General features: G+C 68.6%; 13 protein-coding genes. 6 read left to right on the top strand and 7 right to left on the bottom strand.

Annotated elements, in window-relative coordinates; genetic code table 11:
* The first annotated feature begins 97 nt into the window (after nucleotides 1-97).
* The 3 genes from ACIHA7_RS31145 (at nucleotide 98) to ACIHA7_RS31135 (ending at nucleotide 4,143) form a co-directional block, all read left to right on the top strand.
* Nucleotides 98-1,114: a sulfurtransferase gene (locus ACIHA7_RS31145; RefSeq protein ID WP_397294452.1), complete on the top strand. Its 1,017-nt coding sequence runs from the start codon at nucleotides 98-100 to the stop codon at nucleotides 1,112-1,114.
* 159 nt (nucleotides 1,115-1,273) lie between these two features.
* Nucleotides 1,274-3,076, top strand: coding sequence for an acetyl/propionyl/methylcrotonyl-CoA carboxylase subunit alpha (locus ACIHA7_RS31140; RefSeq protein WP_397294451.1), 1,803 nt, complete (start codon nucleotides 1,274-1,276; stop codon nucleotides 3,074-3,076).
* Nucleotides 3,077-3,204: 128 nt separating this feature from the next.
* A complete protein-coding gene (locus tag ACIHA7_RS31135) occupies nucleotides 3,205-4,143 on the top strand; it encodes a patatin family protein (protein ID WP_397294450.1) in 939 nt (312 codons plus the stop codon).
* Between the two features lie 194 nt (nucleotides 4,144-4,337).
* On the opposite strand, the gene ACIHA7_RS31130 is transcribed toward ACIHA7_RS31135, so the two are convergent.
* Nucleotides 4,338-6,344: a protein kinase gene (locus ACIHA7_RS31130; RefSeq protein WP_397294449.1), complete on the bottom strand. Its 2,007-nt coding sequence runs from the start codon at nucleotides 6,342-6,344 to the stop codon at nucleotides 4,338-4,340.
* A 347-nt stretch (nucleotides 6,345-6,691) separates the two neighbouring features.
* Complete coding sequence (locus ACIHA7_RS31125) at nucleotides 6,692-8,368, bottom strand: protein kinase (RefSeq protein ID WP_397294448.1); 1,677 nt, start codon at nucleotides 8,366-8,368, stop codon at nucleotides 6,692-6,694.
* A 30-nt stretch (nucleotides 8,369-8,398) separates the two neighbouring features.
* Here ACIHA7_RS31125 and ACIHA7_RS31120 point away from each other — a divergent pair, with 30 nt between their 5' ends.
* Together ACIHA7_RS31120 and ACIHA7_RS31115 are read left to right on the top strand one after the other, a co-directional pair.
* Entirely contained in the window at nucleotides 8,399-8,812 is a 414-nt protein-coding gene (locus ACIHA7_RS31120; protein ID WP_397294447.1) for a DUF1707 domain-containing protein, read from the top strand.
* Complete coding sequence (locus ACIHA7_RS31115; protein WP_397294446.1) at nucleotides 8,812-9,156, top strand: hypothetical protein; 345 nt, start codon at nucleotides 8,812-8,814, stop codon at nucleotides 9,154-9,156. Before ACIHA7_RS31120 ends, ACIHA7_RS31115 begins: the two co-directional genes overlap by 1 nt.
* Before the next feature lie 76 nt (nucleotides 9,157-9,232).
* On the opposite strand, the gene lat is transcribed toward ACIHA7_RS31115, so the two are convergent.
* Together lat and ACIHA7_RS31105 are read right to left on the bottom strand one after the other, a co-directional pair.
* Entirely contained in the window at nucleotides 9,233-10,567 is a 1,335-nt protein-coding gene (gene lat, locus ACIHA7_RS31110) for an L-lysine 6-transaminase (RefSeq protein WP_397294445.1), read from the bottom strand.
* Between the two features lie 63 nt (nucleotides 10,568-10,630).
* Nucleotides 10,631-11,083 (bottom strand): Lrp/AsnC family transcriptional regulator, encoded by a 453-nt coding sequence (locus ACIHA7_RS31105; protein WP_040732134.1) that lies wholly within the window; start codon nucleotides 11,081-11,083, stop codon nucleotides 10,631-10,633.
* 112 nt (nucleotides 11,084-11,195) lie between these two features.
* Between ACIHA7_RS31105 and ACIHA7_RS31100 the strand changes: the two genes are divergently transcribed.
* Nucleotides 11,196-12,725: an aldehyde dehydrogenase family protein gene (locus ACIHA7_RS31100; RefSeq protein WP_397294444.1), complete on the top strand. Its 1,530-nt coding sequence runs from the start codon at nucleotides 11,196-11,198 to the stop codon at nucleotides 12,723-12,725.
* Between the two features lie 52 nt (nucleotides 12,726-12,777).
* On the opposite strand, the gene ACIHA7_RS31095 is transcribed toward ACIHA7_RS31100, so the two are convergent.
* Genes ACIHA7_RS31095 through ACIHA7_RS31085 form a run of 3 tightly spaced genes read right to left on the bottom strand, consistent with a single transcriptional unit; the run spans nucleotide 12,778 to nucleotide 16,237 of the window.
* Entirely contained in the window at nucleotides 12,778-14,031 is a 1,254-nt protein-coding gene (locus tag ACIHA7_RS31095; protein WP_397294443.1) for a cytochrome P450, read from the bottom strand.
* Nucleotides 14,028-15,413, bottom strand: a complete 1,386-nt coding sequence (locus tag ACIHA7_RS31090; protein ID WP_397294442.1) for a hypothetical protein — start codon at nucleotides 15,411-15,413, stop codon at nucleotides 14,028-14,030. The genes ACIHA7_RS31095 and ACIHA7_RS31090 overlap by 4 nt, the downstream gene beginning before the upstream one ends.
* The gene (locus ACIHA7_RS31085) at nucleotides 15,413-16,237 is read right to left on the bottom strand and encodes an acyl-CoA thioesterase (RefSeq protein ID WP_397294441.1); all 825 of its coding nucleotides are present in this window, start codon (nucleotides 16,235-16,237) and stop codon (nucleotides 15,413-15,415) included. The genes ACIHA7_RS31090 and ACIHA7_RS31085 overlap by 1 nt, the downstream gene beginning before the upstream one ends.
* Nucleotides 16,238-16,318 lie beyond the last annotated feature (81 nt).

The raw sequence follows: 16,318 nt of genomic DNA, 5'->3' as shown, positions 1-16,318 counted from the left end.
TGATCTGAAACGAGAGTCACTAACGCCTCACACATACCATCGCTGTGAGACCCGAACCGCAGAAACTACCGTCTACCACGCGTGAAGGACCCACATCGTGCCCGCTGCTCCGGACCCTCATCCCTCATTCGGTTCTTACGCACATCCTCACCGACTAGTAACCACAGAGTGGCTGTCGGCAAACATCGGCACGTCGGGACTCAAGATCGTCGAGTCCAACGAGGACATTTTGCTCTATGACATCGGGCATGTTCCCGGCGCGATCAAGATCGATTGGCGGGGCGATCTGAACGATCCGGTCACTCGTGACTACATCGACGGTGCCCGATTCACCGAGTTGATGCGCGCCAAGGGAATCGAGCGAGACGATACCGTGGTCATCTACGGGGATCGGGGCAACGCGCAGGCGGCACACACATTGTGGGTTTTCACTTTGTTCGGGCACCAGGATGTGCGGTTGCTGGACGGCGGTCGCGGCGCCTGGATTTCCGAGGAACGCGACACCACCTTCGACACCCCGCACCTCACTCCCAGCGACTATCCGGCCGTCACCCGCGACGACAGCACCGCACGGGCGTTCCGCGAGGACGTGCTGGCTCACCTCGGCAAGCCGCTGATCGACGTGCGCTCGCCCGAGGAATACTCCGGCGATCCGGCCCACCCGTCGCCCGACCACCGCCCCCCATCGAATCGCTCCGCGATGCTGGCCCACCCGTCACCCGACCACCGCCCCCCATCGAATCGCTCCGCGATGCTGATCCAGCCGCCGATCAACCCAGAAGACGCCGCGTTGCGCGGCGGGCACATTCCCACCGCCACGAACATTCCGTGGACCGAGGCCCTCAACAACGACGGCCGCTTCCGCGCGCGCGCCGAGCTGGACGCGATCTACGGCGCGCAGGCGACCGACGACGATGTGGTCGTCTACAGCCGCGTCGGCGAACGTTCCAGCCACACCTGGTTCGTGCTGACCTATTTGCTCGGCTTCGACACCGTGCGCAATTACGACGGCTCGTGGACCGAGTGGGGCAACTCGGTGCGCATGCCGATCGCCAAGGGGACTGAACCCGGCGCGGCACCGGCCGGTACCGCGCGCCGTGGCCGCGGCAGGTAGCGCACGCACGCCTTTCCGCATGACAGGGCGAGTGTGATCCACGACCTACTGATCAGTAGGACTGGCCGAGTGCGCCGTCTGTTGGCAGACTGCCTACACTCGCCCGAGACGTAGTTTCGTCGACCACGGGGCGACCAAAGATTGCACACAGGAGGCTCAGTGCCCAGCCATGCCAGCGCACGGATCACGAAGGTACTCGTAGCTAACCGAGGCGAGATCGCCGTGCGCGTTATCCGGGCTGCCAAGGACGCGGGCCTCGGCAGCGTCGCGGTATACGCGGAGCCGGACGCCGATGCCCCCTTCGTGAAGCTCGCCGACGAGGCGTTCGCCCTCGGCGGCCAGACCTCCGCCGAGTCGTACCTTGTCTTCGACAAGATCCTCGATGCCGCGTCGCGCTCCGGCGCCGACGCCATCCACCCGGGCTACGGATTCCTCTCCGAGAACGCCGACTTCGCCCAGGCCGTCATCGACGCGGGGCTGATCTGGATCGGCCCGTCGCCGCAGTCCATCCGCGATCTCGGCGACAAGGTCACCGCCCGGCACATCGCCGAGCGGGCCAAGGCCCCGATGGCCGCGGGCACCAAGGATCCGGTGAAGAACGCCGACGAGGTCGTCGCCTTCGCCAAGGAGTACGGCGTTCCGGTCGCGATCAAGGCCGCCTTCGGTGGCGGTGGCCGCGGCATGAAGGTCGCGCACACCATCGAGGAGATCCCGGAGCTGTTCGACTCGGCCACCCGCGAGGCGGTCGCCGCGTTCGGGCGCGGCGAATGCTTCGTCGAGCAGTACCTGGACAAGGCCCGCCACGTCGAGGCGCAGGTCATCGCCGACAAGCACGGCAACGTCGTGGTCGCGGGTACCCGCGACTGCTCGCTGCAGCGCCGGTTCCAGAAGCTCGTCGAGGAGGCGCCCGCGCCGTTCCTGTCCGACGAGGTGCGCGCGAAGATCCACGCCTCCGCGAAGGCGATCTGCCGCGAAGCCGGTTACTACGGCGCGGGCACGGTCGAATACCTGGTGCAGGGCGAGACGGTGTCGTTCCTCGAGGTGAACACCCGGCTGCAGGTCGAGCACCCGGTCACCGAGGAGACCGCGGGTATCGACCTGGTGCGCCAGCAGTTCCGCATCGCCAACGGCGAAGAACTGACCATCACCGAGGACCCGACCCCGCGCGGCCACTCGTTCGAGTTCCGGATCAACGGTGAGGACGCCGGTCGCGGCTTCCTGCCCGCACCCGGCCCGGTCGCGGTGTACCGCGAGCCGAGCGGCCCCGGCGTGCGCGTGGACTCCGGCGTGGTGGAAGGCAGCGTGATCGGCGGTCAGTTCGACTCGATGCTGGCCAAGCTGATCGTCACCGGCGAGAACCGCACCCAGGCGCTCGAGCGGGCCCGGCGCGCACTGGCCGAGTTCGAGGTCGACGGGCTGGCCACGGTCATCCCGTTCCACCGGGCGATCGTCGAGGACCCCGCGTTCATCGGTGACGGCAGCAAGTTCGACGTCTACACCAAGTGGATCGAGAACGAGTGGACCAACACCGTCGAGCCGTTCACCGGCGGTGCACCGGCCGACGAGGACGAGGACCTGCCCCGGCAGAAGGTGGTCGTCGAGGTCGGCGGCCGTCGCGTCGAGGTCTCGCTGCCCGGCCAGTTCAGCCTCGGTGGCGGCGCTGTCGCCGCCGCGGGCAACGGCGCCGGTGTGATCCGCAAGAAGCCCAAGCCGCGCAAGCGGGGCGGCGCGGGCGGCGGTGCCGCCTCCGGTGACGCCGTCACCGCGCCCATGCAGGGCACCGTCGTCAAGGTGGCCGTCGAGGAGGGCCAGTCCGTCGAGGCGGGCGACCTGATCGTGGTGCTCGAGGCCATGAAGATGGAGAACCCGGTCAACGCGCACAAGGCGGGTGTGGTTACCGGCCTGTCCGTCGAGGCGGGCGCCGCGATCACCCAGGGCACGGTGCTCGCCGAGATCAAGTGAGGCCGTATCGGTTCGGCGCGCGTCGAACCGATACGACCAGGTAGTGCTCGCGTAAACGCAGGGCGAATACCGCTTCGGGCGGGCGCTGGACCATGACGTCCGCGCCCGCTCTGTCGTATCGTGGTCCGGTGACCAGTACGCCGAGAGTCTCCGCCGTCGCGGAGATGATCCGCGCCCGCCGTGCGGCGGGGAGTCGCGCCGACGGAAATCGGCTGGTCCTCGTCGTCGAGGGCGGCGGCAGTCGCGGGGTCTACTCGAGCGGCATGGTGTCGGCCATCGAGGAACTCGGACTCGGTGCCGTTTTCGACGCCGTCTACGGCACCTCGGCGGGAGCGATCAACGGCGCCTGGCTGCTGGGCGGTCGTGCCGTCGCAGGCATGCGCTCCTGGACCGATCCGGCGATCATGCGCCGCGCCATCGACCCGGCCAGGCTGCTGCGCGGGCGGCCCGCCTTCGACCTGCGCTACCTGGTGCATCAGGTCTACGACGGGGTCGAGCCGATGGATTTCCCGGCGATCCTGGCCAACCCCACCACCTTTCACCCCATCGCCACCGACATCCGCACCGGCCGCGCGGTGGACCTGCACCCGTACATCGTGGACAAGCGCACCCTCATGCGCGCATTGCGCGCCTCCGCGGGACTACCCATCCTCGCCGGGCCGCCGGTCGCGTTCGGCGGCTCGCACTACTTCGACGGCGGCCTCACCGAAACCGTCCCGATCCGCACCGCCGTTCGCAGCGGTGCCACGCACGCGCTCGTCCTGCGCACTCGCCGCATCGACGAACAGCGTCCGCCCGCGTCGCTGCTGCACCGCGTCGTCGGCGGCGGTTATCTGCGCGCGACCGCCCCCGGCGCTTACCGCGCCTGGATACAACGCCCGCACCAACAGGCCATCGAGGACCGCGCCCTCGCCGAACTCGGCGACGCCGTCCTGCAGATCCACCCGCCCCTCGGCTCCCCCGACATCGACAGCGCCGCCCGCGACACCACGCTGCTCGCCGAGGCGCTCGCCATCGGCCGCAACGCCGTCCACACCGCGCTCTCCGACAACGCCCGCGTGGCTTGACCGACCGCGGGCACACCGATCCTGGCCTGACTTGCCCGGCCGCGCTCGCCGCGCAGCCATCCTGGGCCGCATGCCTTTGCCACGCACACTTACCACCACGATGTGTCTCGCCACCTCCTGGCAACAGGTGAGAGACCAGAGTGTGCGGCGATAGCAGGGGAGGTTCGTCGAACCTGCCCGGGCGGAGAGGCCGGCTAGTCCAGCCGTACGGCGACGCCGTTGGAGAGAACGAAGTCGTGTAGTTCGAGGTGGGTCGGGGTCGTGTCGGCCGGTACGTCGAAAACCAGTTGGGTGGTTGCCGATTGGCCCGGTGCCAGCTCGAACGAGTAGCCGTAGCCGTGCTGGGCGGATTGCCACATGGTGGCGGTGGCATTGTGGTCGAACGGGGTGCCGTTGGTGTCGAAAAGGCGCTGCCCGAGGGGCAGGAACCGCTTCGGCTCGGCGGAGATGTTGCGGATCTCGAGCGTGACGATCACGAACGAGCCCGACGCGGTCTGCAGTCCCACGCGACGAACGTCGGTATCGACGTCGCGCACCACGAATTCGAACTTCCCGTCCCGCACCGGCGTTCCCGCGGCCGCGAGGCTCACCGACTCGGGCTGTTCGGGCGGTGGCGCCGGGTTCTCCTCCGCCATCGCCGTCGGCGGCGGCGCACCCGACCCGCCCGAGTCGCCGACCCGGCCGGCCGACGCCAGCAACGCGACACAGCCCGCCGCCAGCATGAACGGCGTCAGAAACATGACGACCAGCGCGCCGATCACCTTCGAAAGCACACCGCCACGCTTACGCCGCCGCACCGGAGCAGCCGACGGCCGTCGGCGACTACCCGAATACCGCTGTGACTTGGGCGGTTTCGCCGGAGCGGGAAACACGCGCCGCCCATACCCGACGGGGTATCGCTGCTGCGGGACCATCGGACGGGCCTGCACCCCCGGACGAGCAGGCTCCACCTGACCTGCGCCGCGTTGCCCGGACGAACGCGGCATTACCAAGGCGCGCAGACCCCGCGCCGCCGCACTGAGCTGCCGCACCGCCGAAACCGGCTGCTGCGCTCGGGGTTCCGACGCTTGACCACTCGGCCCTGAACCCTGCTGCCGCACTCCGGAATACGAGTGCTGATCGGCGGGCACCGGGCCGCGAGAACCAGGGCGCGCCGAATACGGCTGTGGCGGTGCATAACTCGGAGCCAGCGTCTCGAGTCGAGTCGCTACCCGAGTAGGCGCCGGGCCGGGAGGCGGCAGCAGCTTGGTCGGCGGCGGCGACTTCGGCGGGCGGGCGGGTGCGGGAAGCTGGGCGTCGCTGGCGGCGGCTGCCCGAGTGGGCGTGGGGTTGGAACCCGGCAGCAGCTTCGTCTGCGCAGGCGAGTTCAGCGGGCTAGCAGGTGCCGGGGGTCGGCTGCCGACGGCGACATGGGCGGCGGCGGCGAAATCGCCTGCGGTGCCGTAGCGGTCGGCGGGGTTCTTGGCCATGCCACGGCTGATGACGGCGTCCAGCGCGGCGGGGACGGCGGCGTTGCGGGACGCGGCGCGGGGCGGGTCGGTCATCAGGTGGGCGTGCATCTGCTGAGCGGGATCGGTGTCGCCGTAAGGCCGGCAGCCGGTGAGGCATTCGTAGAGGACGCAGGCCAGCGAGTACACGTCGGAGCGGGCGTCCGCCTTCCCGGTGAACCGTTCCGGCGCCATGTAGGCCAGGGTCCCGATCGCCAAACCGGTGGTGGTGACCGCGGTCTGGCCGATGCCGTGCGCGATGCCGAAGTCGATCAGATAGGCGAAGCCGCTGGCGTGCACGACGATGTTGGACGGCTTGACATCACGGTGTACCAGTCCGGCCCGATGCGCCACGTCCAGCGCGGCCGCCACCTGTCCGACGATGCCGACGGCTGCGACCGGCGCCAGCGCCCCTGCGGCGATCGTGCTCGCCAAGTCGCGCCCCTCGACGAACTCCATGTCGATGAACAGCCGACCGTCGATCTCGCCGAACCGATGGATTCGCGGAATACGCGGATCGCGCAGCTTGGCCACCACCTCGGCCTCGCGCTCGAATCGCCTGCGATACCCCGCATCCGCGGCGAGCTCGGTCGGCAACAGCTTCAACGCCACCCACCGCGCACCGGCGTCGTCGTAGGCCAGCCAGACCTGCCCCATCCCGCCTTTGCCGAGCAACCGGTCCAGCCGATATCCCCCGAATCGCACCTCCCCCATCGCGAACCTCCAGTCACCGTCGACTTGTCCAGGCCCGGCCCGTCGGCCTCCGATCAACCCCGAGGCATCGCTGAAAACCGCCAGCTCACACCGCGAACACCGAAGAACCCAACCTCCTTCGGAGCCTAACCCCACCCCGCCTACCCGGCCAGTGTGTCGTCAACAACACCCCGTAGTGATTGGTGCAACCCCAGCAACACGTTGAAGGCCATGACGCGGCAAGCACCGATAACACGCTCACCTGATGTTCCGGTCGCCGCACTCGCCCGGCCCGGACACCTGCCAACCGGACATGGCGACCGACACAGCGAGAAGGCGCTCACTGCTGACCTTTCGGCAACCTCCCCTTACCGGCCGTTACCAGGCTTGCCGCGCCCACCGCCGTTGCCGTTGCCGTTACCCGAATTTCCGCTGGACTCGTCGCCATGCCCTGGCTTGGCGATGTCCGGCTTCGGCCCCGACATGTCCGGCTTCGACTCAGGCAGATACCGCTTGGGCTCAGGTATGTCCTGCTTCGGCTGCTCGGCCGCCGGCAGCGCTGGCCTCCAGTTCGCGGCGCGGTCGGCGTTGTCGACGCAGTGCAGTAGCGTGCCGTCCTTGGCGAGTCCGCGCACATCGACGGTGGGGTCGCACGGCTGCCAAGCGACCGGAATGGTGACCGACGGCGCGAGGCGGGGGGAATTCGATGCGGCCGGCGGCAGGGTTGGCACGGAGGCGACGTGCGGCGCCTGGGTCGACGACGGCCCGGCGGCGGTCGGCACGGATGTCGGTGCCGCCGAGTCTTTCCCGTACCCACCGGGGCGACCCAGCCACAGCGCCATCCCCACCGCCACGAGAAGCACCACCAAAGCGCCCGCCGCGACACGCGATCGCCTCGTCTGCCGCGAATCGTGCACCTGCGAAACGGATTCCCGTCCGGCCGAACCGGTGTTACGCCCTGACGCCTCTCCGCGCGACGAGTCGGCCACCGCCCGTTGCCGCGAAACCCCCTCGCCCGAACCGACGTCTGCCCGCACGCCACGGTCGCCGACCAGCTCCGACCTCGAAACCTCTTGCGCCGCAGATCCCGCACCCATTCCCGCTCGCGCAGCGTCACGCCGACCGGGATCACGGCTCAGCGGCAGCGTCGCAGGCACTTCAGCTGCCCGGAACGACTGCGGCAGAACAGCTGTCGAGAACGCCGCAGCCGAGGTCTGCACCGTCGGCACATCGAGCCCGGTGATCGCGGCATACGCGGCCGACGCCAACTCCCCTGCACTGGCGCACCGTTGCTCCGGCACCTTGGCCATGCCGCGAGCGATGACGGCGTCCAAGCCGGCGGGCACCGCGTGATTGAAGTCGGCGGCGAGCGGCGGGTCGGTCATCAGGTGCGCCATCAGCGACTGTGCGGCGTCGGCATTGCCGAAAGGCCGCCGCGCGGTGAGGCATTCGTACAACACACAGGCCAGCGAGTACTGATCGGAGCGTGCGTCGCCCGCGCCCGAGAAGCGTTCCGGCGCCATGTAGGCCAGCGTGCCGACCACATTGCTGCTCGTGGTGATCGCTGGCTGGTCGACCCGATACGCCGTACCGAAGTCGATCAGATGCGCGACCCCGGCGGGGTCGAGCATGATGTTGGACGGTTTGACGTCGCGATGCACCAGCCCGGCCCGGTGCGCGGCGTCGAGGGCCTCCGCGACCTGCACCACGATCCGCACCGCCCGCGCGGGCGCCATCGGCCCCTCGCACCGGAGCACGGTGGCGAGGTCGGTGCCCTCGATGTACTCCATGTCGAGATAGAGCTGACCGTCGAGCTCGCCGAAGGAATGAATCGCCGCGAGGTGTGGCCCACGCACCTGGGCCGCCAGCCGCGCCTCCCTGGTGAACCGCTGCCGATACTTCGGGTCGGCCGCCACCGAGGCGGACAACACCTTCAATGCGACCGCACGATCGGCGCTGCTGTCGTGCGCGAGCCACACCTGTCCGGTGCCACCGCTGCCGAGCAATCGATCGAGGCGATAGTGGCCGAACCACGTCTCACCCATGGCGTTGTACCTCCCGCTAGCCTTCTCCTCATGGAGGAGCTACCCGAAATCCGTATCGGCACCGCGGAGCGTGAAGACGCGATGCGGCGATTGTCCGATCATTTCGCAGCCGGGCGGCTCAGCGTCGCGGAATTCGATGAGCGCAGCGCGGTGATCGCGGCCGCCGTCACCCGCGGTGACATCACACCGGTTTTCGCGGATCTGCCGGATCCGCTCGTCAAAGCCGCTGCCGTGCCTGCCGAGTCGAAGTCCGGCTTCCTCGCAGGCTGGCCGGAACGGGCGATGGCGGTCGTCCCGATCCTGGCGATCATCCTGTTCTTCACCACCGGCAGTTGGCTGTGGTTCCTGGCGATTCCCCTGATGGGCGCCCTGCTGTTCGGCAGCGGGCACGGCGGCCACGGCTGGCACGGTGGGCATGGACGCGACCGTCGGCGGGAGTCCTGATGGAGCCGATCGAAATCAACGCGGGGACTTGGTATCTGCGCGCACTGCGCGCCGACGACCGAATCGATGATCGCCCAGCCTTGGCCGAGGTCGGCATCACCGACCCCGGCTACGTCGCGCTGCGCACCGCCGGATGGGCCGAGGAATGCCACTACTCCTGGGCGGTCTGCGAACCGACGACCGCCGAGATGGTCGCCGAGGTCGACGCCAGACCCACCGGCGACGGCACCGCCGAACTCACCGGCTGGGCACGCGAAGGATACGAACCGGCCCTCGAAGCCGGCCTGACCAGCGTTCGCCGATTCGTCGAGGGCGCACTGGGCCTGCGCCCCATCACCGGCTGAACCGGGGTCTGGACCAACAACAATGCGCGGGCGGCCGGAGGTTCCCAGCTGCCCGCGCATAGTCGCGATAAGTGGCCTACTCGAAGCCGGCGATCACCCGATCCAGCGCATCGACCGCCGCATCCAGCTCGGCAGCCGTTACAGTCAGCGGCGGGCGGAAGCGGATTCCCCGCTCGCCCGTGCCGAGGATCAGCACATGCTCGCGCTCCCGCAGCGCGGTGACCACCTCGTCGCGCAGCTGCGGCGACGCCACCGTCACCGCACACATCAGCCCGCGGCCACGCGGCTCGGTGATGCTCGGATGCTGCCCGGCCAGGATCTGCAGCCGATCGAGCAGGTGCGCGCCGAGCGCCCGCGACCGTTCGATGAGCGAGTCGCGCTCCAGCACCTCGAGGATGCGCCGGACACGCACCATGTCGGTGAGGTTGCCGCCCCAGGTCGAGTTGATCCGGGAGTTGACCACGAACACGTTGTCGGGCACCTCGTCGACGCGCCCACCCGCCATCACGCCGCACACCTGGGTCTTCTTGCCGAACGCGATGACATCAGGTTGTACGCCGAGTTGCTGGTAGGCCCAGGTGGTTCCGGTCATGCCGACGCCGGTCTGCACCTCGTCCAGCACGAACAGCGCGTCGTTCTCGTGACACAGCTGCTGCATCGCCTGCAGGAACTGCGGCCGCAGATGCCGGTCGCCGCCCTCGCCCTGGATCGGCTCGGCGATGAAACACGCGATGTCGTGCGGGTTTTCGGCGAACGCGCGGCGAGCCTGATCCAACGCGCGAGCTTCGGCCGCATCGATGTCGTGGTCGTCGCTCAGGTACGGCGCGTCGATGCGCGGCCAATCGAACTTGGGGAACCGCGCGGTCTTCACCGGGTCGGTGTTGGTGAGCGACATGGTGTAGCCGGTGCGGCCGTGGAAGGCGCCGGTCAGGTGCAGCACCTTGGTGCCGAGTTCCGGTGCGCGGCCGTTGCTCTCGTTGTGCCTGCTCTTCCAGTCGAACGCGATCTTCAGCGCGTTCTCCACGGCGAGCCCACCACCGTCGATGAAGAACAGGTGCGGTAGCCGCGGATCGCCGAGCACCCGCACGAACGTCTCCACGAAGCGGGCCATCTCGACGGTGTAGATGTCGGAGTTGCTCGGCTTGTTGAGCGCGGCGGTCACCAGCTGTTCGCGGAACTCGTCGTCCTCGGCCAGCGCGGGATGGTTCATCCCCAGCGCGTTGGACGCGAAGAAGCCGAACATGTCCAGATAGGAGCTGCCGTCACGTTCGTCGACGAGTGTGCAGCCGCGGGACTGTCGTAGGTCCAGCACCAGGTCGAAGCCGTCGGCGAGGATGCTGGCCGACAAGATCTCGTGCACCCGGGCGGCGGGGGTGACCGCCGGGCGGGTGCGTTCCAGTTCGATGGTCACGCCACCGAGGATACGAAAATTTACGGTTTCTGTACAGGAAAGCGGATTAATTACACGTAACAGCTACCTGTCATAGAATGTCTGCAAGATGATGGTGCTTCGGGTCCTGACGTTGGCGGTCGCTCTGATCTCCTGCAGCAGCTGCTCGAGGTGCCGTGGCGAGGCCACCCGCACGAGCAGGACATAGCTCTCGTCACCGGCCACCGAATGGCACGCCTCGATCCCGGGGATGTGCTGCAATACGGCCGGGGCGTCATCGGGCTGCGATGGGTCGAGAGGAGTGATCGCGACGAATGCCGACAACAGCTGGCCGAGTGCCTCCGGGTCGACGTGCGCCGTGTAGCCGCGGATCACCCCGCGCGCTTCCAGCCTGCGCACCCGCGATTGCACGGCGGACACCGACAGGCTCGCCTTCTCGGCCAGATTCGACAGCGTGGCGCGTCCATCGGCCATCAGTTCCCGAATCAGCAGGCGATCGATGTCGTCGAGTGCAGGTCGTGCAGGTGTATCCGCCATCAGCGGAGACTAACCCAGGCGACCCCGCTCGTGGCAGGAACCTCACCCCGATCCTCCCAAGACATGGGACAGATATGCCGCAATGCGGCCGAAAGGTACGGCGGAGCAACAGATGACAGATGTACTCGGCGATCAGACCACTCGGGAACTCGCGGAGCGCGCGGCAGCGGTGCTGCGCGGACTCGGCGTAACACCCCCGGAATCCGGCGATCTGCCCGCCCGCAGCCCGATCACCGGCGGCAGGCTGATGACCCTGCAATCGAGCTCGACGGACGAGGTCGACGCCGCGATCGCGCGCGCGGCCACGGCTTTCGGCGCCTGGCGCACCGTGCCCGCGCCGGTCCGCGCCGCGGTGGTGCGCAGGCTGGCCGAGCTGCTGACCACGCACAAGAGCGAGCTGGCCGAGCTGGTCACGCTGGAGGCGGGCAAGATCGGCCCCGAGGCCGCGGGCGAGGTGCAGGAGATGATCGACGTCTGCGAATTCGCGATCGGGCTCTCGCGCCAGCTCTACGGGCAGACGATGCCCTCGGAGCGGCCCGGCCACCGGCTGATGGAGACGTGGCATCCGCTCGGCGTCGTCGGGGTCATCTCGGCGTTCAACTTCCCGGTGGCCGTGTGGGCATGGAACACCGCGATCGCGCTGGTCTGCGGTGACACCGTGGTGTGGAAGCCCTCGGAGACCACGCCGCTGACCGCGCTCGCCTGCCACACCCTGCTGCGCCGCGCCGCGACGGACGTCGGTGCGGATCCCGAAGTGCACCAACTGGTTCAGGGCGCGGCCGAGGTCGGCGCCCGCCTGGTCGACGACGAACGGGTGGCGCTGGTGAGCGCGACCGGCTCGGTCCGGATGGGCCGGATCGTGGCGCCGCGGGTGGCCGAGCGGTTCGGCCGCTGCCTGCTGGAGCTGGGCGGCAACAACGGTGCGATCGTCACGCCCTCAGCGGATTTGGAGCTGGCGGCGCGCGGCATCGTGTTCGCCGCCGCGGGCACGGCGGGCCAGCGGTGTACCACCCTGCGCCGGTTGATCGCGCACGCCGACGTGGTCGGGCCGCTGGTGGAGCGGATCGAGAGCGCGTATCAGCAACTGCGCGTGGGCAATCCGCTGGAAGACGGGGTGCTGGTCGGTCCACTGATCGATGGCAGGGCCTACGCGGGCATGCGGGCCGCGCTGGACAAGGCGCTCGCCGACGGCGGTGAATTGATCTGCGGCGGTGAACGAGTCGACGGCTTCGGCGACGACGCGTACTACGTGCGACCGGCGATCGTGCGGATGCCCGCCCAGACCGCGGTGGTGCGCGAGGAGACCTTCGCGCCGATCCTGTACGTGCTGACCTACCACGACTTCGACAGTGCGATCGCCATGCACAACGAAGTGCCGCAGGGGCTCTCGTCGGCCGTCTTCACCACCGACCAGCGCGAGGCGGAGCGCTTCCTGGCCGCCGACGGCTCCGACTGCGGCATCGCCAACGTCAATATCGGCACCTCCGGCGCCGAGATCGGCGGCGCGTTCGGCGGCGAGAAGCAGACCGGTGGCGGCCGCGAATCCGGGTCGGACTCGTGGAAGGCGTACATGCGCCGGGCCACCAACACCATCAACTACTCCGCCGAACTGCCACTGGCACAAGGCATCAAGTTCGGCTGATCCGTCGCCGAGACGAGGCCCGGCTCTGCTGAGCCGGGCCTCGTCCCATTGATCAGTCGACGACGGCAGGCAATGTTTGCAGGCCACGCAGGAAGGTGCTCGGCCGCCACTGCACCTCGTCGGCCATCTTCATGTTCGGATAGCGGGCCAGGATCTTCTCGAACGCGATCTTCGCCTCGAGCCGTGCCAGCGGTGCGCCGACGCAGTAGTGGATACCGTGCCCGAAGGCCAGGTGCCCGCCCTTGTGCTGACCGGTCTTGCCGAGCTCGATGGCGTGCGGGTCCGCGAACTGGCCCGGGTCGTGGTCGGCCGCGGCCAGCGACACCGAGACCAGCTCCTCGGCCGGAATGTCGATGCCGGCCAACGTGACCGGCTCGGCGGTATACCGCAGGGTGGCAAGGTGGACGGGCCCCTCGTGGCGGAGGAACTCCTCGATGGCCGCGGGAATCCGTTCCGGCGCGTGCGTTAGCTCCTCGTACAGCACCCGGTCGCGCAGCATCGCGTAGAGGCCGTTGCCGATCAGGTTGACCGTTGTTTCGTGACCCGCCACCAGGATAAGGAACAGCATGGCGATCAGTTCCCGATCGCTGAGCTTGTCACCCTCGTGGTTGGCCATGATCAGCTGGGACAACAGGTCTTCGCCGAGGTCCTTCGATCGCTGCGCGACCAGCCCGATCAGGTACGTCGCCAGCTCGATACTCGCGGCACCACGCTCGGCCGCCGTGGCGTAGAACGGCGAGTCCCCCACGGCTGCTTGGTCTTCGGCGTTCTCCGCCGAGGATGCCGTCATCGTGGTGGACAACTCACGGAACCGCGCCCGGTCCGCCTCCGGCACGCCGAACAGTTCGCAGATCACCGTCATCGGAATCGGCAGCGCGTAGCCGTCGATCAAGTCGACCTCGGGCTTGCCCGCCATCTCGTCGAGCAGCTGATCGGCGAGCGCGTCGATGCGCGGATGCAGTTGCTCCACGGTGCGCGCGGTGAACCCCTTGGCCACGAGCCTGCGTAGGCGAGTGTGGTCCGGCGGGTCCGAGCTGAGCATGTGTTCCCACAGGTCCGTGCTGATCGTGGTGTACGTGTCGCCGGGCCGCAGCCGCGTCGTGATCGGGGCCAGTGCGACCGCGCTCTTCTTGATCCGGTCGTCGGCGAGTACCGCACGGGCGAGCTGATAGTCCACCACCAGCCAGGAGGTCAGCCCGTTCGGCAGCAGCACGTGGTGGATCGGCCCTTGTTTGCGCAGTTCGTCGTACACCGGATGGGGGTTGTAGACGAACTCGGTGCCCAGTTTGATCAACGGCTTGGTCATGAGAACTCCCTGGCTGTCTTGCTGCTGCCACCACCACTGCTGACGTGGAGTGGGTCCAATCCCCAGGACTCGGCGACCAGTCGCGCCAGAAAGGCCAATTCCTCGTCGGTGTGCGCCATCTCGGGTTTGATGCTCTCCAGCACCCACTGGATCTTCCCGTCGAACTCCGACAGCCAGGTGGCCAGCGCGATCGGCTGCCGTCCGGCCTGCGCGGTGTCGATGCCCTGGAAGACGCCGCGCATCACGAACATCGTCGGCGCCGCGCCGTGGCGCACCACCGTCGGCACGAACGGGTCCAATACGCCCATGTTCGAACACATTCCGACGGTGATCGGCGGCGTGTCGACGAGCCGTTCGACCACTCCCTCCGGAAGCACGTCGACCAGTTCGGGCGGCATGTTCCGCGGGCGCGAGATGCCGCCGGCCCCGACACCGTGCACCGACCCGAAGCTTGCCTTGCTCGCCGCGCGCAACGGCGCGAGGTCGAACTGGTCCAGCCACTCCCGCTGCACCACAATCGGCACGCGGGCAAAGGAATTCGAGTCGATCTGGTCCTGCTCACGCAGAATCCGCACGGCGGTCAGCAATACCAGCGGACCCGCCTCACCGACCAGCCCGCAGTGCCGGAGCAGGTCGGCGACCAGCGCCAGATACAGCGTGTTGGCGGTTCCGCCGCGCTGCGCCGCGAGGTCCTTCCACCGCGCCGCGTCGAATGTGGCGATCACCGAGCCTTCACGCCAGCCGAGCGGCGCGGACGCCTGCGTCGAGCAGCGCCCGGACAGGGCGTTGCGGATCGCCCGGCGGTGGGACGGATCCCGGCGCGCTCGGCGCGCCTCCGAAACCACCTCGCGCGCAACGGCTATCCCACGGCGGGCGCCATCTTTCAGGTCGTCACGGACAGTGACGGCGTCGGTGAGCCCCTCCGTGGTGGCGAGTTCGGGCTGGACCAATCCGATGGCCGCCATCAGCCCCGCGTGACCGTCGGCGATGGCGTGCGAGGCGATGCAGGACAAGACCATGCCGCCGGACCGCGTCGGTACCGCCGACAGCCGCCACCCGTAGCCCCGCTCCGGGTCGAGCGGGTACTGCGCTTCGTCACTGGCCCAAGCCAGCGCGTCGGCGTCGTCGATCGCGGCATGCTCCAGGTGCAACGGCAGGGCGGTGTCCGCCAGTACCCAGCGCCAGCGGGCGAAGGGCACCCGAGGGCGACGCACCCGCCGCATGAACGGGCCGGAGCGCAGCTGCGCGTACATCTCGCTCAGCTCGTCCTCGGTGAGCCGGTTGGTCAGCACCGTCACCGTCTGGCTGATGACGGGTGCGCCGAAGCCGTGGTGCAGCCGCAGGAACGCCTTGTCGGTGAGACCGACATACACCGGGGCCATCAGGAGGCCGCCCGATCGACGAGGCTGTGGCCGAAGCCTGGGTCGGCAAGCCGCAGCATCCGTTCCTGGGCGACCATGGCCACCAATTCACCGGCGCGACTGAAGATCCGGCTCTGGGTGAACGCACGACCGGCGCCTGCCGACGGCGATATCTCGTCGTACAGCAGCCAGTCGTCGACGCGGTACGGCCGCATGAACCAGATCGAATAGTCGAGCGCGGCCGTTTGAATGGCGACGCCGGGGTGCAGCGCGACGGCCGCGCCGAGCAGTGTCATGTCGCTGGCGTAGGTCAGCGCGCAACTGTGCGTCACCGGGCAGTCGGGCAGCTCGCCGGTGTAGCGGAGCCAAACCTGTTGGCGCGCGGCACCGATCGCGGAGTCGGGCACCGGGCGGATGTCCCAGCCCTCCCATTCGTTGCCCGCGTCCCCCACGCCGATCCGGGCCAGCTGGTCCGGGTCCGGCGCCTCCGGGCACGCGTCGGCGTGCCGCACCCCACGGTCGCCGACATGGAACGAGGCGATCATCAGGAAGGTCTCCCTGCCGTGCTGCACGGCCCGGATGCGGCGAACCGCGAACGACCGGCCGTGCTTGACGGTGTCGACCAGATAGTCGATCGGAATCTCCGACGCGGTCGACCGGACGAAGTATCCGTGTATCGAATGAACCTTGAACCCGGCGGGCATACCCGCCGATCCCGCCGCCAGCGCTCGTGCCGCCACTTCGCCGCCGAATGTCCGAACCAGCGCGGTGCGGTGCTGCAGCTTGCCACGAAAGAAGTTCGTGTCGATCTGCTCCACCGCCATCGCGTCGAGTAACTCAACCATGGGCAAAACCTTCGCTTCAGAGATCCCAAACAGTGCTGGCGATGCACCCGTGCAGATGGAGCTCGGATAAATCATCGTGTG

Origin of the sequence: Nocardia sp. NPDC052316 (assembly GCF_044547795.1) — a bacterium.
Lineage (GTDB): Bacteria > Actinomycetota > Actinomycetes > Mycobacteriales > Mycobacteriaceae > Nocardia.
This window is presented reverse-complemented; position numbering and strand designations above follow the sequence as displayed.